The organism is Curvibacter sp. GW821-FHT01G03, assembly GCF_059422285.1.
Genome location: NZ_JBWKWP010000005.1, coordinates 78602 through 105568, shown reverse-complemented (window position 1 = coordinate 105568; position 26967 = coordinate 78602). Strand labels below are relative to the sequence as shown.

Here is a 26967-nt window from a genome sequence, read left to right as displayed (position 1 = left end):
AACGGCCCGCACGCTGCGGGCCGCTATCAAGCCACCGATTGTCGCTGCTTTGGCGCGGGTTGTCTGACAACCAGGACCTAGAACGCGATCTGCAAGCCCACCTTCAGACTGCGCCCGGGCAAGGGCGCCTTGGGGTACGCCGTGGTGGTCAGGATCGAGGTGGCGCTGTAGGCCAGCTGGTTGGTCAGGTTGTCCAGGCGTGCGTACCACAGCATCTGCGTGGCCTGCCCGCCCAGGCGGGCCGTGGTCTTGTAGCTGCCCATGGCGTTCCACAAGGTGTAGGCCGAGGTGGCGCGGCTGTCGCTGGGCACCCGGGATTGGGCGGCCGAGTGGTCAAAGCCACCGCGCACCGACCAGGGCCCGCGCGTCCAGGCCAGCGAAGCCCCCAGGCGGGCCGGGGCGATGCGTGGCAAGGGGTCCAGCGTGTCGGCATTGATGGCCCGCACCAGGTCGCCCCGCAGCAACAGATCCAGTGCCCCGGCGCTGCCACCGGGCTGCAGGCCGCCCGGCCCCATCAAGCGCACGGTCGCGTTGCCCTCCAGCCCGGTGAAGCGGGCCCGGATGCCGCTGTAGCGGTATTCGGGGTAGGTGGTCAGGCTGCTGTCGGCAGGGTTGCGTTGACCGTCGGCCGTCAGCTGATCGCCGGTGGCCAACAGACCGATGTAATTGCGAAAGCGCGTCTGATAGGCATTGACGGAGGCCTGATGAGCGCCCTGCTTCCATTGCAGGCCCAGTTCGGCGCTGGTGGAGCGCTCCTTGCCCAGCGAGGAATCCCCGGTTTCCCAGGCCACCGTGGCCATGTGGGGGCCGTTGGCAAACAGTTCGTAGTCTTTGGGGGCCCGCTCGGTATAGGCCAGATTGCCCGTCATCTGCCAGGCCGGGCTCAGCTTGTACAGGGCCCCCAGCGCCGCACTGTGAGGGTTGAAGCGTCGCTCACCGGACTCAAAGCGGCTGGTCTCTGCACTGCCCAGCGAACGCACGGACACGCTCTCGGTGCGGGCGCCGGCGCTCAGCTTGCCCCAGGAGGTCGGCAGTTCCTCATGGATGAACAAGGCCTGGCTGCTGCTGCGGCTCATCGGCGCGAAGGCTTCCTCGCCCAAGGCCGCAAAGCGGCCCGTCTCGGCCTGCAGGCCGATCACGCCGTCCAGGCCCACAAAGCGTTCATGCCGCGCCTCCAGCCGCAAGTCATTGCCCTGATTGGTGAAACGCGTGCCCGCCACACCCGACTCGTACTCGGTGTGGGCGTAGTCGGAATGGCTGAACTGCCCCTTGATCGATTGGATGAAAGCCACCGGGGGGCGCCACTCGCCTTCCAACGCGTAGCGGTTGCTGCGCATGCCGATGGTCACGTTGTCCTCGGCCACCGTGCCGTAGGTGGTCTGGTAGGTGGCCGCCGAGGCGCCCAGGTAACCCTTGTCCCAGAACAGGCTCCCCCCCACCGCCCCGCCCTGCGCGTCGCTGGCGGAGTTGCAGATGCGGCTGGCCTGCGGGCTGGCCCCGGTCTTCTCGCAAGGCAGGCTGACCGGCACGTTGACGTCCCCGGTGCGCCGCTTGAAACCATCCACATGCAGGGCGTAGCGATCGTTGCCGCCTTCCACCATCGCGGCGGCGCTGCGTTCACGGTTGCCGCTGGCCAGGCCCAGGTCGACCTTGCCAGTGACGCCGTCCAGGGCTTCGCGCGGAATGCGGTTGTCGATCACATTGACCACGCCGCCCACGGCGCTGCCACCGTATTGAAGGGCCCCCGGCCCTCGCAGCACCTCGATGCGGTCCACCGTGATGGGCTCCAGCGGCACGGCATGGTCAAAGCTGAGGGCCGAGGCATCGACGGTGGCGCCGCCGTTGTTCAGCACCCGGATGCGGTCCCCATCGAGGCCCCGGATGATGGGTCGGCTGGCATTGGGTCCGAAATAGGTGCTGCTCACACCCGGGGTGCCGTCCAGGGTCTCGCCCAGGGTGCCCCGGGCACGCTCGGTCAGCTCGTCCCGCTGCAAGGAGGTGACCGGCACCACCAGCTCGGAGGCGCCCAGCGGGTTGCCGGTCACGGTCACCTCGCGCAGGCTCGGGCCAGGGCTGCTGCTGGCAGGGGGGTTGGCTTCGGTGCTGCTCTGGGCCTGCGCCAGGGGCACCGAAGCAATCAGGGACAGGCAGGCCAGGTGCAAGAGGCTGGGACGAATGGAAGGCAGGCGCGCCAAACGCGCAGCAGAAGGCAAGGAAGTCATGGCGAATCTCGTTGAAACAGGGTCGGACACACGCCGCGCCACCCCATGGGCAACGCGGCGGGGGCGGCCAGCTTGGCCGCCCGATCAGGCAGACATCAACGAGATAGGGGGGGCGCCCTGGCCTGGCAGCGGGCGGCCGTGGTGGCCACCAGGGTCGCATCCAGCCACCAGGGCAGGAAATGGCTCAATGCCGGGCCCAGGTCGGCCACGGCGATGGCCTGGGGCGGCGCGTCATGCCCCAACTGGTCAAACACCAGGCAGTCTGCGTCGCCGCTGTGGTGTGAAAAAAGGCGATCCAGCCATTGCTCTGCGCGAACCTGCCCTGGCTCAGCAGCCGCCGTGTCAGGGGTCAGAGCGAGCACAGCCGGCGCCGCTGCAGCGCGCCAGGCCGGGTGGTGGATCCGGTGCATCTGCCCCAACACAGGGGCCAGCACCAGCACCAGAAGCAAGCCCACCCACCCCAGGCGCCGCCCACCCGCGCGCAGCAACGCACCGCACACGTCGGCAAGGCCGGGCGCGGGCATGACTTTCATGGCGGACAGGGAAATCATCTTCACAAAACGGAACTGGGCGGTGACCGGCGCAAACAGCGATTGTGCTGTCGCACAGTCACGGGATTGTGACAAAAACCAGCTCAACCTTTCAGAAAACGGGCAAAGGTTTTTTGGAACTTGGCCACCTTGGGGCCCACCACAAAGGCGCAATAGCCCTGGCCCGGGTGCTGCTCGAAGTAGTCCTGGTGGTAATCCTCAGCCGGCCAATAGTTGTCCAGCAGGGCCACCTCCGTGACCACGGGCTGGGGCCAGGTGCCGCTGGCGTTCACGGCAGCCACAAAGGCCTGCGCCTGGGCCAGTTGCGCCGCATCCTCGGCATAGATGCCGCTGCGGTACTGGGTGCCCACATCGTTGCCCTGCCGGTTGAGCGTGGTCGGATCATGGATCGAGAAAAAGATCTGCAGGATCTCGTCCAGCGAAATCACGGCCGGATCGAAGCGCAGGCGCACCACCTCGGCATGGCCGGTGCTACCGCTGCACACCTGCTCATAGCTGGGCTGAACCACCTGGCCATTGCAGTAACCCGACTCCACGTCCAGCACACCGCGCACACGCACGTAGACGGCCTCGGTGCACCAGAAGCAGCCGCCGCCCAGGGTGATGGTCTCGATCGTCATGTTTTCAAGCCTTTTTGCACAACAACACAATCCCGCAATGTAGCCTGCCCCCGAAAGAATCGCATGCCGGGGGTCATCGTCTCCGCCCGACCCTGAGCGGCCTCCTGGCTTGACGCGCGGCAAATGCGAACGTTACATTACTAACCGATCAGTCATTAACCCCATGCCCCTGCCCAAATTCAAGCTCTGTTCTGCCAGCGAAAGCCATGCCAAGCGCGAGCGCCGCAAGGAAGCCCGCCCCGGCGAACTGCTGGAGGCCGCGCTCGACCTGTTCGTTGAAAAAGGTTTTGCCGCCACTCGGGCCGAAGAGGTGGCGGCCCGCGCCGGGGTGTCCAAGGGCACCCTGTTCCTGTACTTTGGCAGTAAAGAAGAGTTGTTCAAGGCCGTGGTGCGGGAGAACATCTCCGGCCGCTTCACCGAATGGCAGGCCGAGCTGGAAGCCTTTACCGGCACCAGCGCCGAGCTGATGGCCTATGCCATGCGCAGTTGGTGGGAGCGCGTGGGCATGACCAAGGCCTCCGGCATCACCAAGCTGATGATGAGCGAGGCGCGCAATTTTCCTGAGATCGCCGAGTTCTACCAGCAAGAGGTGATCCTGCCAGGGCGCCAGTTGATCCGCCGCATCCTGGAGCGCGGCGTGGCGCGCGGCGAGTTCCGCCCGCTGGACATGGACCACGCGGTCTACTGCGTGATGTCGCCCATGATTTTCCTGATGATGTGGCGCCATTCGGTCGGGGCTTGCGCCCCCAATGACTTCGAGATGTCGCCCGAGCGCTTCATCGACCAGCAGATCGACCTGCTGGTCGATGGGCTGCAGACACGTGCCCCCGGTGTCAGCGCGCCAGCCGCCCCATCAGGCCCACCCGCCCCCTGAATAACAACGAGACAAGTGATGACGCAAATGCAACCCTCGTCCGGCCGAAGCCGGTGGATCAAGTGGGCCGTGCTGGCCCTGGTCGTGCTGGCCCTGGGCTTCAGCGTGCTGCGGGCCCTGTCGGCCCGCAAGGCCCAACAGGCGGTGGTGGCTGAGGCCAGTCAGCGGGCGCAACCGGTGATCGAGCTGGCCCCGACCGACCTGGTGCTGGCCAAGGTCCAGACCCTGAGCCAGGGCCTGCCGGTGTCGGGCACGCTGCGGGCCGTCAATTCGGCCTTCATCCGCACCCGGGTGCCCGGCGAGCTGCAAGAGCTCACGGTGCGCGAGGGTGACAGCGTCAAGGCAGGCCAGGTGTTGGCGCGCATCGAAGTGACCGAGTTTCAGTTCCGGCTGCGTCAGACCCAGGATCAGGCCGATTCGGCGAAGGCGCAGATCGACATCGCTCAGCGCCAGTACGACAACAACAAGGCGCTGGTGGCCCAGGGCTTCATCTCGCAGACCGCGCTGGACACCTCACTGGCCACGCTGAATTCCGCCATCTCCACCTACAAGGCCGCCCAGGCCGCAGTCGAAGTCACCCGCAAGACCTTTGAGGACACCGTGCTCAAAGCCCCCATCAGCGGCCAGGTGGCGCAGCGACTGGCGCAACCCGGCGAGCGACTGCCGGTGGACAGCAAGGTGCTGGAAATCGTCGACCTGAGCCGGCTGGAACTCGAAGCCACGTTCAGCCCCGCCGACTCGCTGGCCCTGCACGTGGGCCAGCGGGCGCGGCTGAGCATCGAGCAGAACGGCCAGGACAGTGCCACCGTGGGGGCCACGGTTTCACGCATCAACCCCAGTGCCCAGGCCGGCAGCCGCAGCGTGCTGGCCTACCTGACGCTGGACACCCCCGGCAGCACCGGCCCGGTGCTGCGCCAGGGCCTGTTCGCCCAGGGCATGCTCGACACCGTCAGCGTGAAAGCGCTGGCCGTGCCGCTTTCGGCTGTGCGCACCGACAAACCCAAGCCCTATGTGCAGACCGTGCTGCAGGGCCAGGTCAAGCACCTGGCGGTGACACCCGGTGCCCGCGGCGATGTAGCGCAAGACCTCTGGGTGGCGGTGCCCGATCTGCCCGAAGGCACCGCGGTATTGCGCGGCGAACTGGGGCCCTTGCGCGAAGGCACGGCAGTGCAGATGTCTGCCGAATCTGCCCCCGCCACAGCCCCCGCCGCTGCAGCCGCATCGACCCAGGCCACCCCGGCCGTCCGGAACTGACGCACCATGTGGTTCACCCGCGTCAGCCTGAAAAACCCCGTGTTCGCCACCATGGTGATGCTCGCCATCGTGGTGCTGGGCCTGTTTTCGTACCAGCGCCTGCAGGTCGATCAGTTCCCCAACATCGACTTCCCGGTGGTGGTGGTCACTACCGAATACCCCGGCGCCTCGCCCGAGATCGTTGAAAGCGAGGTCACCAAGAAGGTCGAAGAAGGCGTCAACTCGATCGCCGGCATCAACAACCTCACGTCGCGCACCTACCTGGGCCAGTCGGTGGTCATCATCGAGTTCCAGTTGCAGATCGACGGTCGCAAGGCCGCCGAAGATGTGCGCGAGAAAGTGGCATCGATCCGGCCCAATTTCAGGACTGAGGTCAAAGAACCACGCGTGCTTCGCTTCGATCCAGCCAGCAAGGCCGTGTGGTCGCTGGCCGTGCTGCCCGAAGCCGGGCCCGATGGCCGCCAGGGCATGAGCCCGGTCGAACTCACCAACTGGGCCGACCAGGTGCTCAAAAAGCGACTGGAGAACGTGCGCGGTGTGGGTTCGGTGTCGCTGGTGGGCGGCACCAAGCGCGAAATCAACATCTACCTGAACCCGGCCGCCATGGAGTCCTTCGGCGTCACGGCCGATCAGGTGGCGGCCGCCGTGCGCAATGAGGCGCAGGACCTGCCCGTGGGCTCGGTGCGCTCGCTGGCCCAGGAGCGCGTGGTGCAGATTGACGCCCGCATGCAGCGTCCCGAGGATTTCGGTCGCCTGATCGTGGCGCGGCGCGGCGGCAGCCCGGTGCGCCTGGAGCAGGTCGCCCGCGTGTCCGACGGCGCCCAGGAGCTGGACAGCCTGGCGCTGTACAACGGCCAGCGCACCCTGCTGCTGTCGGTGCAGAAGGCGCAGGACGAAAACACCATCCAGGTGGTGGATGGCCTGTACAAGACCATTGACGAGATGAAGGGCCAGTTGCCCCCGGGGCTCACCCTGCAGCCCATCCTGGATGGCTCGCGCCCGATCCGGGTGGCCGTGGACAACGTGCGCCGCACGCTGATCGAAGGCGCCGTGCTGACGGTGCTGATCGTGTTCCTGTTCCTGAACTCCTGGCGCTCCACGCTGATCACCGGCCTGACCCTGCCAATTGCGCTGATCGGCACCTTTCTGTTCATGAACCTGTTCGGCTTCACCATCAACATGATCACGCTGATGGCGCTGTCGCTGTGCGTGGGCCTGCTGATTGACGACGCCATCGTGGTGCGAGAGAACATCGTGCGCCACGTGCAGATGGGCAAGACAGCCTTCCAGGCCTCGCTCGACGGCACCCAGGAGATCGGCCTGGCGGTGCTGGCCACCACCTTGTCCATCGTGGCGGTGTTCCTACCCATCGGGTTCATGGAGGGCATCATCGGCAAGTTCTTCCACGAGTTCGGCATCACCATCGTGGCCGCCGTGATGATCTCGATGTTTGTCAGCTTCACGCTCGACCCCATGCTGTCGTCCGTCTGGCACGACCCCAGCATCCACGCCCATGGCGAGCGGCAAGCCCCCGTCACCCTGTACGACAAGACCATCGGCCGGGTCACCGGCGCGTTTGACGATGCCACCGAATGGCTGGCCGAGGGCTACCAGACCCTGCTGCGCTGGGCACTGGGGCACCGCCTGGCCACCCTGCTGCTCGCGCTGGGCATTTTTGTGCTGAGCGTGGTGATGGTGCCGCTGTTGGGCACCGAGTTCGTGCCCAAGGCCGACTTCTCCGAGACCACCGTCAACTTCTACACCCCGGTCGGCTCGTCGCTGGAGGCGACCGAGGCCAAGGCACGCCAGGTCGAGGCCATCGTGCGCGAGGCGCCCGAGGTGCGCTACACCCTGGCCACCCTCAACACCGGCACCGCCCAGGGCAAGATGTACGCCAGCCTGTACGTGCGCCTGGTCGATCGCAAACAGCGCAGCCGCAGCGTGGATCAGATGTCGGCCGTCCTGCGCGAGCGCCTGCGCCAGGTGCCGGGCATCACGGTCACCCATGTGGGCCTGCTGGATTCGGTGGGTGGCAACAAGCAGGTTGAGTTCTCGCTGCAGGGCCCAGACCAGAACGAACTGGAACGGCTGAGCCGGCTGGTGATGGACAAGGTGCGGAGCATCCCGGGCCTGGTCGACCTGGATTCGAGCGTGAAGGACGCGGCCCCACAGATTTCGGTGCAGTTGCGCCGCGATGCGGCCTCCGACCTGGGCCTGAGCGTGGGCCAGGTGGGTCAGTCGCTGCGCCTGCTGGTGGCTGGCGAGACCGAAGGCACCTGGCGGGCGCCCGACGACCAGACCTACGACATCAACGTGCGCCTGGCCCCGGACGCCCGCAACAGCCCGCAAGATCTGGAAAGACTGCCTTTTGCCCTGGCCACCGCCGCAGACGGCAGCACCCGGGTGGTTCGCCTCAACCAGGTGGCCCAGGTCCTCGACACCGCAGGCAGCAACCAGATCAACCGCCGCGACTTGACGCGTGAGGTGGCCATCAATGCCAACGTGTACGGCCGCTCGGCCGGCGAGGTGTCCGCCGACATCCAGAAAGCCATGCAGGGTGTGCAATTGCCGCCAGGTTACCGCTATGCCTTCAGCGGCTCGACCAAGAACATGGCCGAGTCCTTTGGCTACGCCGTGTCGGCCCTGGCGCTGGCCATCATCTTCATCTACATGATCCTGGCCAGCCAGTTCAAGAGCTTTCTGCAGCCCCTGGCCCTCATGACCTCGCTGCCCCTGACCCTGATCGGGGTGGTGCTGGCCCTGCTGATGTTTGGCTCGACCCTGTCGATGTTCTCCATCATCGGCATCGTGATGCTGATGGGCCTGGTCACCAAGAACGCGATTTTGCTGGTCGACTTTGCCATTCGGGCCCGAGAGGGCGGCCTGGACGAGCAAGGTCAGCCGGTGGCCGGACTGCCCCGTGCAGAGGCCCTGCTGCTGGCCGCCCGGGTGCGGCTGCGCCCCATCCTGATGACCACGCTGGCCATGATCTTCGGCATGGTGCCGCTGGCCTTCGCCATCACCGAGGGTTCGGAGCAGCGAGCCCCCATGGGCCAGGCCGTGATCGGGGGGGTGATCACCTCCTCCTTGTTGACGCTGGTCGTGGTGCCCGTGGTGTATTGCTACCTTGATGACCTGACGGCTTGGCTGCGTCGTTCGCGGCAGCGCGGCCAAACACCGGCCAGCCCGCCTAAAATCGATGGTTTGTCCTGATCCACCGCCGGAGAACCCCAACATGTCCATGCCCCAGAACCTCGAGCAAGCCCGCTTCAACATGATCGAACAGCAGATCCGCCCCTGGGATGTGCATGCGCCTGAGATCCTGGAACTGCTCAACACCCTGCACCGCGAAGATTTCGTGCCCGAAAGCCAGCGTGCCATCGCCTTCGTCGACATGGAAGTGCCCCTGCCCGGCGGCCAGGTGATGCTGGCCCCCAAGTACGAAGCCCGCGTGATGCAAGAGCTGAAGGTGCAGAAGAACGAAAAAGTGCTCGAAATCGGCACCGGCTCGGGCTACATGGCCGCCCTGTTGGCGCATCAGGCGCAGCGCGTGGTCAGCCTGGAAATCAACCCTGAACTGGCCGAGTTCGCCCGTGGCAACCTGCAGCGCGCCGGCATCCACAACGTGGAAGTGCGCCTGGCCGATGGCGCCCGCACCGTGCAGGCCGACGGCCCCTTCGACGTGATCGTGCTCAGCGGCTCGGTGGCCGAAGTGCCTGCGGCCCTGCTGGACCAACTCAAGGTGGGTGGCCGCCTGTTCGCCATCGTGGGCGACGAGCCTGTGATGCGCGCCCACTACATCACCCGCAGCGGCGACAAGCGTTTCGAGACCAAGACCCCCTGGGACACCATCGCGCCCCGCCTGCAAAACTTCCCCGAGCCTTCGCGCTTCCGTTTCTGACCCTCACCGGAACCCTTGCATGATTGACCAAGTCCGACCCGCCAGCCTGCACGACTGGCTCCAGGCCCACCCCGGCATCCAGCCCGTCGTGCTGGACGTGCGCGAACCCTGGGAGCTGCAGACCGCCAGCATCAAGCCTGCGGCGGACTTCCGACTGGTCAGCATTCCGATGGGAGAGATTCCGGCGCGACTGGCCGAACTGGACCCCGCCATCCCGGTGGCCTGCCTGTGCCACCACGGGGCCCGCAGCCAGCGCGTCGCTGCCTTCCTGGCAGCAAACGGTTTTGATTCGGTCGTCAACATTGCCGGCGGCATCCACGCCTGGGCATTGGAGCGCGACCCCGAAGTACCCGTTTATTGATGAACCTCCCCGGAGTGCCCTTTTCATGCTTTCCATGCCAGTTTCCTTACACGCCCTGCGGCGCCTGCCCGCCTTGCTGACCCTGATCGGCCTGGCCACGGGCCTGAGTGCTTCGCTTCACGCCCAGAGCCTGGACGAGCTGTACCAGGCCGCTCGCGACTACGATGCCAGCTACCGCGGTGCCCGCTCGCAGTTCGAGGCCACGCTGGCCCGCGCCGACCAGGCCAAGGCCAATCTGCGCCCCACGATTGGCATGCAGACCTCGATCACCCGCAGCACGGTATCGGGCAACATCGATTCGGTGCCCTATTTCAAGCACCCGTATGGCGTGCGGCAAAACGGGGTCAACCTGACCCAGCCGCTGTACCGCCCCGGCAACCTGGCGGCCTACCAGCAAGGCGAAAAACTGCTGCAGCAGGCCGATGCCCAACTGGCCCTGGCCGAACAGGACTTGATCGTGCGCGTCAGCCAGGCCTATTTCGACGTGCTGGCCGCACAAGACAGCCTGGTCTTCGTGCAGGCTCAGAAGGTCGCTGTCGAAGAGCAACTCGCGTCGGCACAGCGCAACTTCGAGGTGGGCACCGCCACCATCACCGACACCCGCGAAGCCCAGGCCCGGCGTGATCTGGTGCTCAGCCAGGAGATCGCTGCCCAGAACGACCTGCGGGTGAAGCGTCTGTTCCTGGATCAACTGGTGGGCCGCAACAACACCAGCCCCAAGCCCCTGCAGCCCAACGTGCCCATCAGCGCGCCGCCGGCCGAGCAGATCAGTCAATGGATTGACGCCACCAACGAACACCCCAGCGTGCAACTGGCCCAGACCGCCGTCGACGTGGCCGAACTGGAGGTGCGCAAAGCCCAGGCGGGCGAAAAACCCACGGTCGACCTCACGGGCAGCTATGGCTACGCCCGCAATGAGAACGGCTCCAGCCTGTCGCCTACCAGCACCGTCAGCTCGCGCATCTACCAGGGCTCGATTGGCGTGACCATGAACATCCCGCTGTACGCCGGTGGCGCGCTGCAGAACCGCATCCGCGAAACCCTGTCGCTCGAAGACAAGGCCCGCAGCGACCTCGACGCCGCCCGCCGCAACGTGGCGCAGGCCACCCGCACCGCGTTCTACGGCGTGGTGTCGGGGGCCAGCCAGGTGCAGGCTCTGCAGGCAGCCGAGGCCTCCAGCCAGGTGGCACTGGACGCCAACCGCCTGGGTTACCAGGTGGGCGTGCGCATCAACATCGATGTGCTGAACTCGCAAAGCCAGCTCTACCAGACCAAACGCGACCTGGCCCAGGCCCGCTACAACGTGCTGCTCGGCGGCCTGAAGCTGCGCCAGGCCAACGGCAGCCTCAAACCGGAAGACCTGCAGGCGGTGAATCAGTTGCTGGTGCCTTGAGTCGGATGCGCCATGGCGCCGAAACCCCGGCAGCCTTTTGACAGGGCCTGGCCCTGGCATCAGGTTTCATTGCGGGAGCAAAGCCCATGAGACCTTCTGAAGCCTTGGCCTTGAACCGAGCCGCGATCCGTGAAGTCGTTGCATCTCACCGGGCTGGAAATGCTCGGGTGTTCGGCTCGGTGCTGCATGGCAGCGATACGGACACCAGCGACCTCGATCTCCTGACTGACCCGACGCCTCAAACGACCCTCTTCGATATCGGCGCGATCATGCATGAGCTGCGCCTGCTGCTGGGTGTGAAGGTGGACGTGCTCACACCCCATGCGCTTCCAGACAGCTTCCGAGCCCGGGTTCTGGCGGAAGCGCTTCCAGTATGAGCCGTGATGAGCTGCGATTGCGCGACTACCTCGCCCACATCCAGGAAGCCTTGGATCGCATCAGCGCCTACGCCATACACCTGGATGCCCCGGGCGTTTCTCCATCAAAAACTGGTGCAAGACGCCGTGATCCGTCACCTGGAAATCATCGGCGAAGCGGCCAACAACATCGAAAAGCACCACCCCAGGTTCGCGGCGGCACATCCAGAGTTGCCCCTTTCGATTGCCGACGACATGCGCAATGCTCTGGCGCACGGTTACTTCTGAGTCGATCTTGGCGTGGTCTGGCAGCCCCTCCAAAGCGACCTGCCGGCGTTGAGCGTGCTCATCACCAGGGCCCAAGAGGATCTGCTCAACGGCGACGATCCCGCAACGAAAGAGGCTTGAAGTCAAACGGCGGCGGGTACGTTCCCGCCCCGATCAAGCGTTCACGTCCGCCCACAAACCAGCCGCCGCCTCCGCCGTGCGCTGGGCCGCCCCCCGATGGGCCTGGGTGAAGGCCACCGCCGCCTGGGCGGCGTCCAGGCAACGGCGCTCGTCGGCCAGCAGGGCCTGCGCCTGGCCCACCGCGTGGGCCATGTCGCTGACGCGCCAGGCCGCGCCGGCCTGCAGGGCCAACTCGACGGCATCGGCAAAATTGAAGGTGTGCGGGCCCACCAGCACCGGGCAGCCGCTGGCACAGGCCTCGATCAGGTTCTGCCCCCCAAGGGGTTCGAAACTGCCGCCCAGCAGGGCCAGGCGGGCCAGCCGGTAATACAAGGCCATTTCACCGAGTGAATCGCCGATCCAGACATCGGCCTGAGGGGGCAGCACCGGGGCCGCCAGATCGCCCCATTGGCTGCGCCGGGCCACCGTCAAGCCCGCGCGTTTGAACAGTTCAGCCACTTCATCAAAGCGTTGCGGATGCCGCGGCACCACCAGCCATTGAATGGCGGCATTGCCCACGCTGCCGGCGTTGCTGCGCCAGCTTTCGATCAGGGCTGCCTCCTCGCCCTCGCGCGAGCTGGCCAGCAGCACCACGCGTTGACCCCGTTCGTTGTCCAGGCGGCGCGCCAGCGCCCGCCCCAGCACCTGCTGGACCTCGTCAGGCTGGGCGTCGAACTTGACGTTGCCCAACACCGCCTTCACCGGCGCCCCCACGGCGCGCAGGCGGCCGGCATCGTCTTCGGTCTGGGCCCAGACGGCACTGAAGCCTCGGTAGGCCGGCTCGCTGAGCCAGCGCAAGCGCTGGGCCGCAGCGCGTGAGCGCTCATTGAGCCGCGCATTGGCCAGGGCCAGCGGGATCCCCGCCCCCTGGCAGGCCGCGATCAGGTTGGGCCAGACCTCGGTTTCCATGATCAGCCCCAGCGCCGGCTGGAAATGGCGCACGAAACGCTGCACCGCCGCCGGCGTGTCCCAGGGCTGCCAGACCTGCACATCACCGTCACGCAGCAGGCGCTGGCCTTCAGCCCGCCCCGTGGCGGTGCCGTGGGTCAGCAGCAATCGAAATGACCAGCCTCGGCGTGCCCATTCGGCCCGCAAGGCAGCAATCAGGATCCCGGCAGCCCGGGTCTCACCAAGCGACACCGCGTGAACCCAGACAAAGCCTTGCCCGGGTGCTTGCCGGTAGTGACCGAAGCGCTCTTCGATCGCCTCCAGGTACCCCGGCTCAGTGACCCCACGGCGCGCCAGTTTGCGCCGCAACAAGGGTTGTGCAGCCACCAGGGCCGCCGAGTAAAAAGTGCGCACCAGCGTCATGCGCGGCCCGCCCAGGATGGGGGAGGCCCTGCGGTCGACACCGTGGCCGCCGCGTCAGTGAGCCGCACTGCCAACCTGGGCGTCGGGCTTGATCTGCCGCAGCAGGGCCAGCATGTCGCCCTCGATGCGGTGCAAGGCTTCGGCATCCTGCCCCTCAAAGCGCAGCACCAGCACCGGCGTGGTGTTGGAGGCCCGGATCAGCCCGAAACCATCGGCCCAGTCAACGCGCAGCCCGTCGATGGCCGAAATCGTCGGGGTGGCCGGCGTGACGCTTTGCCCCCGCGCCGTGGCTCGCTGCGCCAGGAAGGCGGGGGCGGCGGCCTGCAATTCGGCCGTGACACGGTGCGGCTCACCCTCGGCACAGGCCACGTTCAACTCGGGTGTCGAATGGCTTTGCGGCAGGCCATTGAGCACCACATTGGCGTCGGGGTGGCGGCTCAGGATCTCCAGCAGGCGGCAACCGGCATAGGTGCCATCGTCAAAGCCATACCAGCGCTCTTTGAAGAAGATGTGGCCGCTCATTTCGCCGCCCAGAGGGGCATTGGTTTCACGCATGCGGGCCTTGATCAACGAGTGACCGGTCTTGAACATCACCGGTACCCCACCGGCAGCACGGATCTCAGGGGCCAGGCGTTGGGTGCATTTGACGTCGAAAACAATCTCGCCCCCAGGCACACGCGACAGCACGTCGCGTGCAAACAGCATCATCTGGCGGTCGGGGAAGATGTTCTGACCGTCCTTGGTGACGATGCCCAGACGATCGCCGTCGCCATCAAAGGCCAGGCCCAGTTCGGCATCACCGGCCTGCAGTGCCGCCATCAGGTCACGCAGGTTCTCGGGCTTGCTCGGATCAGGGTGGTGGTTGGGAAAGTCGCCATCCACCTCGCTGAACAACTCGGTGACCTCGCAGCCCAGGGCGCGGAAGATGGCCGGGGCCGATGCACCCGCAATGCCGTTGCCCGAGTCGACCACGATCTTCAGCGGGCGGGCCAGCTTCACGTCACCCACGATGCGGTCCTGGTAAGCAGGGCCCACATCGGCCTGGCGCACGCTGCCACCAGCCAGGCGCGGGGCGCTGTCGGCCTCCATGGTGCGACGCAGGGCCTGGATCTCATCGCCGTAGATGGCTTTGCCAGCCAGCACCATCTTGAAGCCGTTGTAATCCTTGGGGTTGTGACTGCCCGTGACCTGGATGCCGCTGCGGCACAGGGTGCTGGCGGCAAAGTACAGCATGGGCGTGGTCACCGCGCCCACATCAATCACTTCGATGCCGGCCGCCATCAGGCCACGGATCAGCGCCTGAACCAGGGACGGCCCACTCAAACGGCCGTCGCGCCCCACCGCCACGGTCTTCTCGCCCAGCACCTGGGCAGCGGCACCAAATGCCAGCCCCAGGGCCTCGGCCACCTCGGTGTTCAGGGTCGTGGGCACAATGCCCCGGATGTCATAAGCCTTGAAGATCGCTGCATTCACTTGCATGGATAGAGCCCGTACGGAGGATGTGTCACTGATCAAAACCGGCACACCACGCGCCGGAACTCCGACCGATTGTAGTGAGGGGAAAGCCTGAGTTGACAAATTCTTACTCATCCGTTTAGGGGAAGGACGGGGTCCGAAAACGGCCAGCGCATCACCCTGCGCTGCGTATCATGCCGGCATGGCCTCACCACCTGTCCCTTCCACGGCGCTGCCCGAAAGCCCCCCCCGGGCGGGTGGGCGGGCGCAGCCCGCGGGGCTGAGCGCCGACCCCGAGGCCTGCTACCTGGCGCTCAGCACCCGCGATGCGCGCTTTGATGGCCACTTTTTCACGGGGGTCACCAGCACCGGCATCTATTGCCGCCCGGTCTGCACGGTGCGTGCGCCCAAACGCGAGAACTGCCGCTTCTTCGAGCTGGCTGCCCAGGCCGAGCAGGCGGGCTTTCGCCCCTGCCTGCGTTGCCGACCCGAGCTGGCCCCGCAGACACTGGCGTGGTCCAGCACCGATGCGCGCCGGATTCTGGCTGCCGAGGCCTCGCGCTGGCTGGACGACCCCAGCCACTGGCCTCAGGTCGGCGAACCGGACGCAGCCCCCGTCATGGCCCGGCTGGCCGCTCACCTGGGGGTGAGCGACCGGCACCTGAGGCGTGTCTTTGAAGCCAGCCTGGGGGTGGCACCCCTGCGTTACCTGCAGACCCGGCGGCTGCTGACGGCCAAGCAGTTGCTGACTGACACCCCCCTGCCGGTGACCGACATCGCACAGGCCAGTGGCTTTGCGAGCCTGCGCCGCTTCAATGCCGCCTTTGTTGAACACTACGGCCTCAACCCCAGCCAATGGCGCAAAAGCCCCGCCGTGGCGGACACCGCCCAGACCGCCATCCGCCTGGCCTACCGCCCCCCCTACGACCAGGCGGGCCTGGTTGGGTTTCTGGCCCAGCGGGCCTTGCAGGGTCTGGAAGCCATTGAGCAGGCCGCCGATGGCCTGCGCGTGGCGCGCACGCTGCGCCTGCCAGCCTTGCACGGCGGAGGCCAACCGCTGATCGGTTGGGTACAGGTGCATTGGCCAACGCAACCGCACCAGGTGTTGTTGACCTGCAGCGAAAGCCTGAGCCCTGCCCTGCCCACCGTGATTCGCCGGGTGCGCCAGTGGCTGGACCTGGACGCCGACCCAGGCGCCTTCGACCAGGTTTTGGCGCCCCACTTCGGGCCACTCAACGGCTTGCGCGTGCCGGGCACACTGGACGGGTTTGAACTGGCGGTGCGTGCCATCCTGGGCCAGCAGGTCACCGTGGCGGGTGGGCGCACCTTGTGCCAACGCCTGGTCGACCTGCTGGGGCAGGCACTGCCCGCCGACATCCCACGCCCTGTGGGCCTGACCTGCGTGTTTCCTGATGCTGCGGCCCTGGCTGCTCTGGACGATGGGCAGGGATTGGCCCCCCGCCTGGGCGAACTGGGCATCGTACGACAACGACAACGCGCCCTGATGGCCCTGGCCCAGGCGTTGCTCGCAGGGCGCCTGACGCTGGATGGCAGCGCTCCCCTGGCCCAGACCCTGGCCGCACTCACCGACTTGCCCGGCATTGGCGACTGGACAGCTCAGTACATCGCGCTGCGTGCCCTGCGCTGGCCCGATGCGTTTCCGGCTGGCGACGGTGTGTTGCAAGAGCGCCTGGGCACGCGCCAGCCAGGCAGCACGCCGCGCCAGCGCCTGCTGGCCACCGAAGCTGCCTCGGCCGCATGGCGACCCTGGCGCGGCTATGCCGTGCTGCGCATCTGGGGACACGGCCCCCCCACGGCGCCCGACACGGCCTGACGCTGCCCTCCGGGCCCCGCCCCTCCCCACTTCCCCGCATTCACCCCACAGGATTTGCCGATGACCTCCCCCTCTGAACGGGTTCAACTGGTGTTTGACACCCCGCTGGGCCCCATGCACCTCGCAGCCAGCCCACTCGGCCTGGCCGGTGCCTGGTTTGCCGGCCAGCGCCACGCCCCGGCCCGACTCGATGGCCCGGACGCCTGGCCGCTGGCCCCCGGGCACGCCCTGCTGCTGCAGGCCCGTGATGAACTTCAGGCCTATCTGCAGGGGCACCTGAGGCAGTTCTCCGTGCCGCTGGACCTGAACCAGGGCACGCCGTTCCAGCAGGCCGTGTGGCAAGCGCTGCTGCGCATCCCCTGCGGCCAGTTGCAGGGCTATGGGGCCTTGGCCGCCCAGTTGGGGCGGCCCGCCGCGGCACGAGCGGTCGGCGCCGCCGTGGGGCGCAACCCGGTGTCGGTGATCGTGCCCTGCCACCGAGTGGTGGGCGCCGATGGCAGCCTGACCGGCTATGCCGGTGGCCTGGAGCGCAAGCAGGCGCTGCTGCGCCTGGAAGGCCAGGCCCTGCCCGATGGGCCTGCCAGCCAGGCTTTGCTGTGGACCGAGGTGCCCGCATGAGCGCCGCCTGGGTCCTGGAGTTTGTGTTGCTGGCAGCGCTGTGGGGCGCGTCTTTTCTGTTCATGCGTCTGGGGGCCTCCGAGTTCGGCCCGCTGGCCACGGCCGGCCTGCGGGTGATTCTGGCCACGGTCTTTCTGTGGCCCATCATGGTCTCGCGGGGGCAGTGGCCGGCACTGAAGGCCCAATGGCGGTCGATTTTGCTGATCGGCGTGGTCAATTCAGCGATCCCGTTCGCCCTGTACGCCTGGGCCGTGCTGTCCATCAACACCGGGCTGGCGGCCATCCTCAATGCCACCACCCCCCTGTGTGGCGCCCTGTTGGCCTGTTTGTGGCTGGGTGAACGCCCTGGACGCATGAAGGCCTTGGGCCTGGCCATCGGCTTCACGGGCGTGGTGCTGCTGGCGGTGGACAAGGCCAGCTTCAAACCCGGTGGCAGCGGCTTCGCCGTGCTGGCCTGCCTGGCGGCCACGTTCTGCTATGGCTGGGCCGCCAATCTGACGCGGCGCTTCCTCGGTGGGGTGCCCGCCCTGGCCAATGCCACCGGCAGCCAACTGGGCTCAGCCCTGGTGCTGGCCGTGCCCACCGCCCTGTCGTGGCCAGCCCAGGCTCCCAGCCTGCAGGCCTGGGCCGCCATCGCTGCGATCGCGGTGTTTTGCACTGGCATTGCCTACATCCTGTATTTCAGGCTCATCCTGCATGCCGGTCCGGCCCGTGCCATGACGGTCACCTTCGTCACGCCCCTGTTCGCCGTGGCCTATGGTGGCCTGTTTCTGGGCGAACAGATCACGCCATGGATGGTGCTGTGCGGCTTGGTGATCGTTTGCGGCACCGCGCTCTCCACCGGCCTGATACAGATCAAGAAATAGGCAAACGCAGCCCTGGCAGGGGGCCTCCCCGGGTTTGCCCCCCCTTGGACACGCCCTGGCGCGCCCTGAGGCGGGCCACCATCCCTCTACACTTGTGTGCAGTAACACAGTCCGGCGCCCTGCCTCAGGCTGAAGGCCTCACCCCAGGCCTTGAGGCCTGCGCCCGGATGCCCGGCTTCAAGACATGAACGAGGTGATGGGTTGATTGACTTTCCGCTTGACTTGGCGGTGAACAGCGGTATCACGGCGGCCGTGGTCGGCGTGTTCCTGCTGCTGCCCCCCGGCTGGCTGTTGACCCCCAGCCTTCGACAACGCCTGTTCACAGGCGCGCTGCTGGGCCTGGCCTCAGTGGCGGCCATGTACTGGAACGTGCTGGCGGGGCTGTCGCCCATGGCCGAACTGCGGCCAGCCTACCTGACCCTGGCGCTGTACATCATGGGGCGCCGAGTCGGGCTGATCGCTCTGGTGCCGGCTTTGCTGGCGGCCGTGATCCTGCGCCCCCCCTCTGCGGACGCACAGGTGTTGCTGACCTTCATGCTCATGGCCTGGGCCGATGTCTGCCGCCAGTTGCTGCGGCGTGAGGGGTCCAAGGCCTCGCCGCGGGTCAGGGTGTGGCTGTCCTTGCTGATGCTGGCGGCAGGGGTGCAGGCTCTGATGTTGCTGGCCAGCCAGTTGGGCTGGTTGAGTGATCAATCGCACGCCCAGCTGTGGCGCTACGGGGGGAGCACCCTGCTGCTGGGTTGCTGCCTGGAGTTGATGCTGGGGCGGGCACGGTACGAACTTCAGCTCAAGCGGCGAGAAAACGAACTGCTTCAGGTACTGGACTCCTCGGGCGGCGGTCGCTGGATCTGGGACGTGCCCAAGCAATGGACCACCTTCCAGGGCAGCTTTTACGACCAGTTCGATCTGAACGGCCCCCGTGGCACCGACCCCTGGAAGGTCTGGTACCAACACTGGCACCCTGACGACGCCCATCGGCTCGAAAACGTCCGACAGGACCTGCTGCGCAGCCCCGACGATGCTTTTGAGACCGAGTTCAGGGTGCACGACCGCGACGGCCGCTGGCACTGGGTGCTGGCACGTGGGCGCATTGTCGAGCGTGACGAACTCGGCCGGGCCAGCCGGGTGGTGGGCATGCACCACGACATCACGGCCAGCCACCAGGCCAGCGATGCGCTGCAACTGTCGCAAGCGAAGTTTCAGACCATCTACGAGGCCTTGCCCGATGCGGCAGGCATCACCCGCATCAGCGATGGCACCTACCGCGAGGTGAACCCCGCTTTCTGCCGTTTGCTGGGCCGCCCGCGCGACGACATCGTCGGGCACACCTCCCTCGAACTCAGCATCTGGGCCAGCCCCGCGGAACGCGAGAAACTGTTGAAATGCTTCCGCGACAAGGGGCAGGTCGACAGCCTGCCCCTGCTGGCGCGCAGCGTTGAGGGCAGCATCATCCCGGGACGCATGTCGGCGCGGCAGATCAACATGGACGGCGAGCCCTGCTTCATCTTCCTGTTCCATGACATGAGCGAGCACCAGTCCATGCAAGATGAGCTGGTGCGGGTGAACGCCCTGCTGCAACAGGCCGGGCGCATTGCCCGCCTGGGGGTGTGGGAAGACTCGCCCGACCCCACCGAGCGTTACTGGTCGGACGTCTGCTACGAACTGCACGGCCTGTCTGCGGGTGAAGGTGTGCCAGACCAGTATGTCGATCAGTTCGTGGCCCTGCCCTACCGTGAGGTCTTCCGCGAGGCGATGCGGCTCGCCGTGCTGGAGCACAAGCCCTTTGAACATGAGATCCAGATCGTGCGCCGTGACCAGCGTGTGGTCTGGGTACAAGCCATGGCCGAGCCTGTGGTTCAGGACGGCCGGGTGCGCCGGGTGCGCGGCGTGATCCGCGACATCGATGAAGCACGCCGCGGCCGTGATCGCCTGCGCGAATCGGAAGAGCGGTTTTCACGCATCTTCCAGGCCATTCCCGACCCCATGGGCATCTGCAGCAAGGCCACCGGGCATTACCTGGAGGTCAATCCCGCCTGGGAGCAGGCCACGGGCATCAGTCGCAACGAGGCCTTGCAAGACACCTCTTCAGCAGGCCTGGGTCTGTACACCCAGGCCGATCGCGACGCGCTGCTGAGCATGGCCAACGCCCAGGGCGTGCTGAATGCCTACGAAGTCGATTTCACGCCGCGCGGCCACCCGACACGCACCGGCCTGCAATCCATGCAGACCATCGAATTCGATGGCCAGGCCTGTTGGCTGTTCGGCATCAAGGACATCACCGAACGCAAACAGGCCGAACGCCTGGTGCAAGAGCGCGAGGCCCTGCTGTCGCTGACCATTGAAGCCGCCGCCCTGGCCCTGTGGGACCTGAACATGCAGACCGGTGAGGTGGTGGGAGACCGTCAATGGCGTGAACTGCGGGGCCTGCCCCCGGCCGACCCCAGCTCGGCGCCGGAACGCTGGGGCGACGTGGTTCATCCCGACGACCGCGCGCTGGCATTTGCGGCACTGGATCGCCATCAAAACCACCCCAATCAGCCCTTTGACGTGACCTTGCGCCTGCAGCATGGGGACGGCAACGTGCGCTGGGTGCGCAACCTGGGCCGAGTGATTGCCCGCCAGGTCGACGGCAGGCCCCTTCGCATGGTGGGGGTGGGGCTGGACGTGACGCGCCAGCGCGAACAAGAGGCTCAGCTGCAGAAGTTGGCCCACTTCGACGCCCTGACCGGCCTGCCCAACCGGGTGCAACTGGCCCAGGCCCTGGAATCGGCCATGCATGAAGCCCGCCAGAGCGGCCAACTGCTGGGGGTGGCCTACCTGGACCTGGATGGCTTCAAGCCAGTCAACGACCGGCTGGGCCACGGTGTGGGTGACCAGTTGCTGGTCGAGATTGCGCGCCGGCTGCAAAGCGCCATCCGTGCCCAGGATCTGGTGGCCCGACTGGGCGGCGACGAGTTTGTGATCCTGCTGACCCAGCCCGAATGCCGAAGGGATTGCGAAGCCACCCTCGGCCGCCTGATGCAGCGCATGGCCGAGCCGGTGCGCCTGGAGGGTGAGGCCCTGACCGTGACCGCCAGCATCGGGCTGACGCTGTACCCCGATGACGACGCCGATGCCGACACCCTGCTGCGCCACGCCGATCAAGCCATGTACTTGGCCAAGCAGGCAGGGCGTAACCGAATCCACCTGTTTGATGCCGAACGCGAACGGGCCTCTCGCGAGCACCACACCCGGCTGGACCGCCTGGCCACAGCGCTGCAGGCCAACGAGTTCTGCCTGTACGTGCAACCCAAGGTGGACATGCAGGAAGGCACGCTGGTGGGGGTGGAGGCCCTGGCCCGCTGGCGCCACCCCGAACAGGGCCTGTTGGGGCCGGGCGAGTTCCTGCCTCAGATCGAAGGTTCCGTGCTGGAGGCGCCTTTTGGTGAATGGGTGCTGACCCATTCCCTGACGCTGCAACGGGAATGGCTGGCCCAGGGGCTGCGCGTGCCCTTGAGCCTGAACATCTCGGCGCGGCATCTGCAGATGGCCGATTTTCCGCTGCGCGTACAGCAGTTGCTCGCCGAGTACGCCGATGTCCCCACCTCGCTGCTGGAGATCGAAATCACCGAAAGCGCCGCCCTGACCGACATCGATGCGGTGTCGGCCACACTGGTCCAATTGCGCAACATGGGGCTGTCGGTCGCCATCGACGACTTCGGTACCGGCTACTCCTCGCTCACCTACCTGCGCCAATTGCCGGCCGACACGCTGAAGATCGACCGCAGCTTTGTGATGGGCATGATGACCGACATCGGCGACATGGCCATCGTGGACGGGGTGATCGGGCTGTCACGCTCCTTCGGGTTGACCTTGATCGCCGAGGGGGTGGAAACCACCGAGCAAGGCCTGCGCCTGCTGCAGATGGGCTGCCTGCTGGGCCAGGGTTATGGCATCGCCCAGCCCATGCCGGCCCACGAACTGAAGGCCTGGGCCGCCCAATGGCGCGCGCCCGAGGCCTGGGCTCAGGGCTTGGCGAAACCGTAAGTCGCCAGAATCTCCTGGGCAGGCGCCGAACGCACGTAGCTGATGAAGCTCTGGGCCAGGGCCTGGTTCTTGCCTGCGGCCACCGGTGCGATCGGGTAGCTGACCCGCGTGCCGGTGGGCACCGTGAAGGCAATGCGCACCCGGTCTTTCTCGATCAGGGCATCGGTGCGGTACACAAAGCCGGCGTCCACCTCGCCCCGCGCCACATAGGCCAGCACCTGGCGCACACTGTCGGCGTAGATCCAGCGAGGTTGAAAATCGGCCTCCAGCCCGGCGGTCTTCACGGCTTCCAGGGTGTAACGCCCTACGGGCACGGTGGCCGGGCTGCCGGTGGACAGGCGCTTGAAAGCCGGACTGGCCAGATCGGCCAGGGCCTTGGGGGTGGCGGCGGAGGTGACGGGCTGCACCAGCACCAGGGTGTTGGCCGCAAAGTCGACCCGGCCCGGCGCCAGCAATTGCGCGGCCGCCGCTCGGTCCATGGTTTCCTGGTCTGCCGAAGCGAACACATCCACCGGCGCGCCCTGGCGGATCTGCTGCAACAAGGGCCCGGAGGCCGCAAAGTTGAGCACCACCTTGCTGCCCGGGTGGGCCTTTTCAAAGGCTTTGGCAATGTCCTGAAACGCATTGGTCAGGCTGGCAGCGGCTGACACGGTCAGCTCCTGGGTAGGGGCCTGGGCCAGGGCAAAACCCGGTGCCAGGCCCATCAAAGCCAGCAGAACAAGCCTTCGGGGGGCGCGGATGAGGAAGTGGTCCATGATCGCTATTCCGTTAATGAATAGCGAATAGTAAGGCCATCCACCCTGATCAATGGGCATTCACCCAGTTCTCGACCCTCAGGCCCGGGAAAGCCAGAAAATCAGACTCGTTGTTGGTGACCAGCACCACCTGCAGCGCCAGGGCATGCGCGGCGATCAGTTTGTCCAGGGCATGCCGATTTCGCTCACGGTGTTGTGCCCGCGAAGGTCCGTAGGCGCGCGCTGTACCGGTTTCAAAAGCAGCCACCGTGATGTCTTCGAGCAGGCTGCTCAGAGCCGCCTGGTTGCGTGCCTGAGCCTCGCCAGAGCACGCGACGCCGTACTCAAGTTCGGCCAGCGTGATGGCCGAGAGCACGACATCCCCGACATAGCAAGCCGCAAAGCGTTCACGAACCTCCGCAGGCTGGTGCTTCATCAGGTAGATGCAGATGTTGGTGTCGAGCATGTAGCGCGGCATCAAAGGGCCTCACGCTCACCGGCCTCGACCTGCTCACGGCCGTCGGCCATGAAATCGGGTGAAAACTGGGCAAACTTGCCCAGCACATCGCCCATTCGGCGACGCGCCGGTCGAATCAGCAACTCGTCGCCTCGACGCTCGATGACCAGATCGAGGTCCCATTGGGTGTAGGCCAGTTCGGCAGGGATGCGAACCGCCTGGGAATTGCCGTTCTTGAATAGCTTGGTCTGAATCACGGCGGCCTTGAAAACAAAATAGGATGTACACGTACATCCCATTTCGGATTTCTGGGCTGTCAAATCAGGACCCGATGAACTGGCCCCGTCACGTTCAGACGGTGCTGGCCTGCAGGCGCGGCGTGGGGCCGTGCTCAGCCAGGTTGAACCATGTCGCGCACCTGCTGCAGGGCCGCGGGATCGTCCATGGTGGTCAGGTCACCCGGGTCGCGGCCTTCGCACACGGCCTGCAGGGCCCGGCGCAGCAGTTTCCCGCTGCGTGTCTTGGGCAGCACGTTGACGATCAGCACGCGTGCCGGGCGGGCCACGGCGCCCAATTGGCCGTCCACCACCTTCATGATCTCGCCTTCCAGCGCCAGGCGGGCCGCTTCGCTGTCGACCGAGGCCGCGTCCTTGGGCACCACGAAGGCCATGGCCACCTGGCCCTTGAGCTTGTCGGCCACCCCGACCACCGCCACCTCAGCCACGTTGGAATGGCTGGAGATGCTTTCCTCGATCTCGCGGGTGCCCAGGCGGTGCCCGGCCACATTGATCACGTCGTCGGTGCGGCCCAGGATGAAGAAATAACCATCTTCGTCGCGAATGCCCCAGTCGAAAGTGCTGTACACCAGCTTGCCCGGAATGCTCTTCCAGTAGGTGTTCACGAAGCGCTGGTCATCACGCCACACGGTCTGCATGCAACCCGGAGGCAACGGCCCTTCGATGGCCACCACCCCTTTCTGGTTGGGGCCCTTGAGTTCTTCACCGGTGGACTCGTCGAACAGCTTGACGTCGTAGCCATACATGGCCAACCCCGGGCTGCCGAACTTGCTGGTCTGGGCCTGCACGCCGTTGGCCAGCGTGAGGATGGGCCAGCCCGACTCGGTCTGCCAGTAGTTGTCGATGATGGGCACATTGAGCGCGCTGCTGATCCACTGTGCGGTGGGCTCGTCCAGCGGTTCGCCCGCCAGGTACAGGGCCTTGAGGCTGGACAGGTCGTACTTACTCAGGTAGGCCGGGTCCTGCTTCTTGAGCACGCGCACAGCCGTGGGGGCGCTGAACATGCGGGTGACCTTGTATTTTTCGACCAGATGCCACCAGATGCCGGCATCTGGGCGGGTCGGCAGGCCTTCATAGACGATGGTGGCCATGCCGGCGATCAGCGGGCCGTAGACGATGTAGCTGTGCCCCACCACCCAGCCGATGTCGCTGGTCGAGAAATAGGTCTCGCCCGGATTGCCCTGGAAGATGTGCTTCATGCTGGCGGCCAGGGCCACGGCGTAGCCCCCTGTGTCGCGCTGCACGCCCTTGGGCTTGCCCGTGGTACCGCTGGTGTACAGGGTGTAGCTGGGGTGGGTCGAGTCCACCCACTCGCAAGGCACACGGGTGTCCAGGTGCTGTTGGCGCAGATCGGCCCAGCGGTAATCGCGGCCGGCCGCGCAGTTCATGGGCACCAGCCCACGGTCCACCAACAGCACCGCGGCGGGCTTGTGCGCGGCCAGACTGATGGCGGCATCGAGCAAGGGCTTGTAGGGCACGGGCTTGCCACCACGCGAACCACCGTCCGCACTCACGATCACCACCGGCTCGGCATCATCGATGCGCGAGGCCAGGGCGCCGGAGGCAAAGCCCCCGAACACCACGGTGTGCAGCGCCCCGATGCGCGCGCAGGCCAACATGGCAAAGGCCGCCTCGGCAATCATGGGCATGTAGATCAAGACCCGGTCGCCCTTGCCCACACCCAGTGATTTGAGCGATGCAGCCATGCGCTCGACCTCGCGCTGCAGCTCGGCAAAGGTGTAGACCCGCTCGGAGTTGGTCTCGGTGGACACCGCGATCAACGCAGCCTGGTCACCGCGGGTGGCCACATGGCGGTCCACCGCGTTGTGGCACAGGTTGGTGGTACCGCCGACGAACCAGCGAGCAAAAGGCGGGTTGCTGTCATCGCAAACCTGCTGGGGCGCCTGTTGCCAGTCGATCAAGGCCGCCTGTTCGGTCCAGAAGGCGTCGCGCTCCGTCAGGGAGCGCTGGTGGAATTGTGCGTAAGTCATCCGGTTGATCTCCTCTCACCGACTCTGGGACCCCCCGCTGCAAGCCGGGCTGGGGGCTTGGGTCTATTCAATTGAATTCATAATTATTCATCAGGGGCTTGCTCAGACCTGACACGCGTCATCTCGACCTCACAGGCCCCAGCACGAGGCCATCCCGGCCCGGCCCGGCAACACAGCTTGATTTGCATCAAGAAAGCCCGATACTGAACGCTTGTCGCCCCTGACATCGGTGCTCCAATCACGCGGGCGCGCTCCACGCTCCATGACCGAAATACCCATTCCCCACTTTGTCGACCTGTTTGCAGGCGCCCGCAGCCTGAGCGAACGCCTGCGCGAGATGCACGAGCATCTGCGAGCCGCCGTGCCCTCGCTTGACCGCGTCGCCTGTGCGCTCTATGACGAGAGCGAAGACCGCCTGAAAACCTTTTTGCACAGCACCCGCACCGGTGAGGCGCTGCGCGGCTATGAGTTTCCCCTGCACGAAAGCCAATCGCTTCTTGCCTTGGCGCGCAGCGGCGAGTTGCGCGTGCTGGACCACATCCCCAAGGTCATCGGCCAAGGCAGTGAGCATGCCCAATGGCTGAACCAGCAGGGCTACCAGTCGTCGTTCACCGTGCCCATGTATGGCCAGGGAACGCTGCTGGGCTTCGTGTTCTTCGACTCTCTGCAGCCCGAGGTCTTCAACCCCACCGTACAGCGCGATCTGGTGCTGGCCTGCAGCCTGATCAACATGATGATCAGCAGTGAGATGGCCACGGTGCGCATGCTGCTGGCGTCGACTCAGATCGCACGGGACTTTGCCAACCTGCGCGACTTCGAAACCGGGGCCCACCTGGAGCGCATGTCGCGCTACGCACGACTGATTGCGCGCGGCGTGGCGCCGCGCTATGGGCTGAATGACGAGTTTGTGGAGAACATCTACCAATTCGCGCCACTGCACGACATCGGAAAGATCGGCATCCCCGACCGCATCCTGCTCAAGGAAGGCTCACTGGACGCCGACGAGCACCGCATCATGGAAACCCATGTCGAACTCGGCTGTGCGCTGGTCGGCAAGATGATGGGCGACTTCAAGCTCAATGACCTGCCCAATTCGGCGATGATGCACAACATCGTGGCCTATCACCACGAATTGCTCGATGGCTCCGGCTACCCGCGGGGGCTGAAAGCCCCCGAGATCCCGATCGAGGCCCGCATTGTCACCGTGGCCGATATCTTCGATGCGCTGACCAGCCCCCGCCCCTACAAGGAAGGCTGGCCGACCGACCAGGCCCTGAGCGAGTTGCAGCACATGGCCGAGGCCGGACAGCTTGACCCGCATTGCGTCGCGGCCCTGGCCCAGGAGCGAGCCACCATCGAAGACATCACGCGCCGCTTTCGCGACAGCGCCTGAGGCCCGG

General features: G+C 66.1%; 22 protein-coding genes. 13 read left to right on the top strand and 9 right to left on the bottom strand.

Annotated elements, in window-relative coordinates:
* Positions 1–77: 77 nt before the first annotated feature.
* From AC07VS_RS08315 to msrA, 3 genes are all read right to left on the bottom strand, one after another.
* On the bottom strand, positions 78–2222 hold the full coding sequence (locus tag AC07VS_RS08315) for a TonB-dependent receptor (protein WP_494750693.1): 2145 nt from the start codon (positions 2220–2222) through the stop codon (positions 78–80).
* A 95-nt stretch (positions 2223–2317) separates the two neighbouring features.
* On the bottom strand, positions 2318–2755 hold the full coding sequence (locus tag AC07VS_RS08310) for a hypothetical protein (RefSeq protein WP_492362985.1): 438 nt from the start codon (positions 2753–2755) through the stop codon (positions 2318–2320).
* A 101-nt stretch (positions 2756–2856) separates the two neighbouring features.
* The gene (msrA, locus tag AC07VS_RS08305; RefSeq protein ID WP_494750692.1) at positions 2857–3393 is read right to left on the bottom strand and encodes a peptide-methionine (S)-S-oxide reductase MsrA; all 537 of its coding nucleotides are present in this window, start codon (positions 3391–3393) and stop codon (positions 2857–2859) included.
* Positions 3394–3556: 163 nt separating this feature from the next.
* Between msrA and AC07VS_RS08300 the strand changes: the two genes are divergently transcribed.
* From AC07VS_RS08300 to AC07VS_RS08265, 8 genes are all read left to right on the top strand, one after another.
* Positions 3557–4267: a TetR/AcrR family transcriptional regulator gene (locus AC07VS_RS08300; RefSeq protein ID WP_492349132.1), complete on the top strand. Its 711-nt coding sequence runs from the start codon at positions 3557–3559 to the stop codon at positions 4265–4267.
* 18 nt (positions 4268–4285) lie between these two features.
* Positions 4286–5521, top strand: coding sequence for an efflux RND transporter periplasmic adaptor subunit (locus tag AC07VS_RS08295; protein ID WP_492349133.1), 1236 nt, complete (start codon positions 4286–4288; stop codon positions 5519–5521).
* Positions 5522–5527: 6 nt separating this feature from the next.
* Entirely contained in the window at positions 5528–8734 is a 3207-nt protein-coding gene (locus AC07VS_RS08290) for an efflux RND transporter permease subunit (protein ID WP_494750691.1), read from the top strand.
* Between the two features lie 22 nt (positions 8735–8756).
* Positions 8757–9422 carry a protein-L-isoaspartate O-methyltransferase family protein gene (locus AC07VS_RS08285; RefSeq protein ID WP_492349135.1) on the top strand — a complete coding sequence of 222 codons (666 nt, stop codon included), beginning with the start codon at positions 8757–8759 and terminating at the stop codon, positions 9420–9422.
* Positions 9423–9441: 19 nt separating this feature from the next.
* Positions 9442–9783: a rhodanese-like domain-containing protein gene (locus AC07VS_RS08280; RefSeq protein WP_494750690.1), complete on the top strand. Its 342-nt coding sequence runs from the start codon at positions 9442–9444 to the stop codon at positions 9781–9783.
* Between the two features lie 34 nt (positions 9784–9817).
* Positions 9818–11176 (top strand): TolC family outer membrane protein, encoded by a 1359-nt coding sequence (locus tag AC07VS_RS08275; RefSeq protein ID WP_494750818.1) that lies wholly within the window; start codon positions 9818–9820, stop codon positions 11174–11176.
* Positions 11177–11262: 86 nt separating this feature from the next.
* Positions 11263–11553, top strand: coding sequence for a nucleotidyltransferase family protein (locus tag AC07VS_RS08270; RefSeq protein WP_494750689.1), 291 nt, complete (start codon positions 11263–11265; stop codon positions 11551–11553).
* A 114-nt stretch (positions 11554–11667) separates the two neighbouring features.
* A complete protein-coding gene (locus AC07VS_RS08265) occupies positions 11668–11820 on the top strand; it encodes a HepT-like ribonuclease domain-containing protein (RefSeq protein WP_494656204.1) in 153 nt (50 codons plus the stop codon).
* A 153-nt stretch (positions 11821–11973) separates the two neighbouring features.
* Here the strand turns inward: AC07VS_RS08265 and AC07VS_RS08260 are convergent, their stop codons facing one another.
* The gene (locus tag AC07VS_RS08260) at positions 11974–13290 is read right to left on the bottom strand and encodes a 3-deoxy-D-manno-octulosonic acid transferase (protein ID WP_494750688.1); all 1317 of its coding nucleotides are present in this window, start codon (positions 13288–13290) and stop codon (positions 11974–11976) included.
* A gap of 54 nt (positions 13291–13344) precedes the next feature.
* Positions 13345–14769, bottom strand: a complete 1425-nt coding sequence (locus tag AC07VS_RS08255; protein WP_492349140.1) for a phosphomannomutase/phosphoglucomutase — start codon at positions 14767–14769, stop codon at positions 13345–13347.
* A 178-nt stretch (positions 14770–14947) separates the two neighbouring features.
* Here AC07VS_RS08255 and AC07VS_RS08250 point away from each other — a divergent pair, with 178 nt between their 5' ends.
* The 4 genes from AC07VS_RS08250 (at position 14948) to AC07VS_RS08235 (ending at position 22089) form a co-directional block, all read left to right on the top strand.
* Positions 14948–16579 carry a DNA-3-methyladenine glycosylase 2 family protein gene (locus AC07VS_RS08250; RefSeq protein ID WP_494750687.1) on the top strand — a complete coding sequence of 544 codons (1632 nt, stop codon included), beginning with the start codon at positions 14948–14950 and terminating at the stop codon, positions 16577–16579.
* A gap of 60 nt (positions 16580–16639) precedes the next feature.
* Positions 16640–17197: a methylated-DNA--[protein]-cysteine S-methyltransferase gene (locus AC07VS_RS08245; RefSeq protein ID WP_494750686.1), complete on the top strand. Its 558-nt coding sequence runs from the start codon at positions 16640–16642 to the stop codon at positions 17195–17197.
* Positions 17194–18063: a DMT family transporter gene (locus AC07VS_RS08240; protein ID WP_494750685.1), complete on the top strand. Its 870-nt coding sequence runs from the start codon at positions 17194–17196 to the stop codon at positions 18061–18063. The genes AC07VS_RS08245 and AC07VS_RS08240 overlap by 4 nt, the downstream gene beginning before the upstream one ends.
* A 228-nt stretch (positions 18064–18291) precedes the next feature.
* Positions 18292–22089, top strand: coding sequence for a sensor domain-containing protein (locus tag AC07VS_RS08235; RefSeq protein WP_494750684.1), 3798 nt, complete (start codon positions 18292–18294; stop codon positions 22087–22089).
* Here the strand turns inward: AC07VS_RS08235 and modA are convergent.
* The 4 genes from modA to AC07VS_RS08215 form a co-directional block, all read right to left on the bottom strand.
* Positions 22068–22844: a molybdate ABC transporter substrate-binding protein gene (modA, locus tag AC07VS_RS08230; protein WP_494750683.1), complete on the bottom strand. Its 777-nt coding sequence runs from the start codon at positions 22842–22844 to the stop codon at positions 22068–22070. The genes AC07VS_RS08235 and modA overlap by 22 nt on opposite strands.
* Before the next feature lie 49 nt (positions 22845–22893).
* Complete coding sequence (locus tag AC07VS_RS08225; RefSeq protein ID WP_494750682.1) at positions 22894–23301, bottom strand: type II toxin-antitoxin system VapC family toxin; 408 nt, start codon at positions 23299–23301, stop codon at positions 22894–22896.
* The gene (gene vapB, locus AC07VS_RS08220; protein ID WP_494750681.1) at positions 23301–23537 is read right to left on the bottom strand and encodes a type II toxin-antitoxin system VapB family antitoxin; all 237 of its coding nucleotides are present in this window, start codon (positions 23535–23537) and stop codon (positions 23301–23303) included. Before vapB ends, AC07VS_RS08225 begins: the two co-directional genes overlap by 1 nt.
* A 134-nt stretch (positions 23538–23671) precedes the next feature.
* Entirely contained in the window at positions 23672–25567 is a 1896-nt protein-coding gene (locus tag AC07VS_RS08215; RefSeq protein WP_494750680.1) for a propionate--CoA ligase, read from the bottom strand.
* A 262-nt stretch (positions 25568–25829) separates the two neighbouring features.
* On the opposite strand from AC07VS_RS08215, the gene AC07VS_RS08210 reads away from it, so the two are divergent.
* Complete coding sequence (locus AC07VS_RS08210) at positions 25830–26960, top strand: HD-GYP domain-containing protein (protein WP_494656212.1); 1131 nt, start codon at positions 25830–25832, stop codon at positions 26958–26960.
* Positions 26961–26967 lie beyond the last annotated feature (7 nt).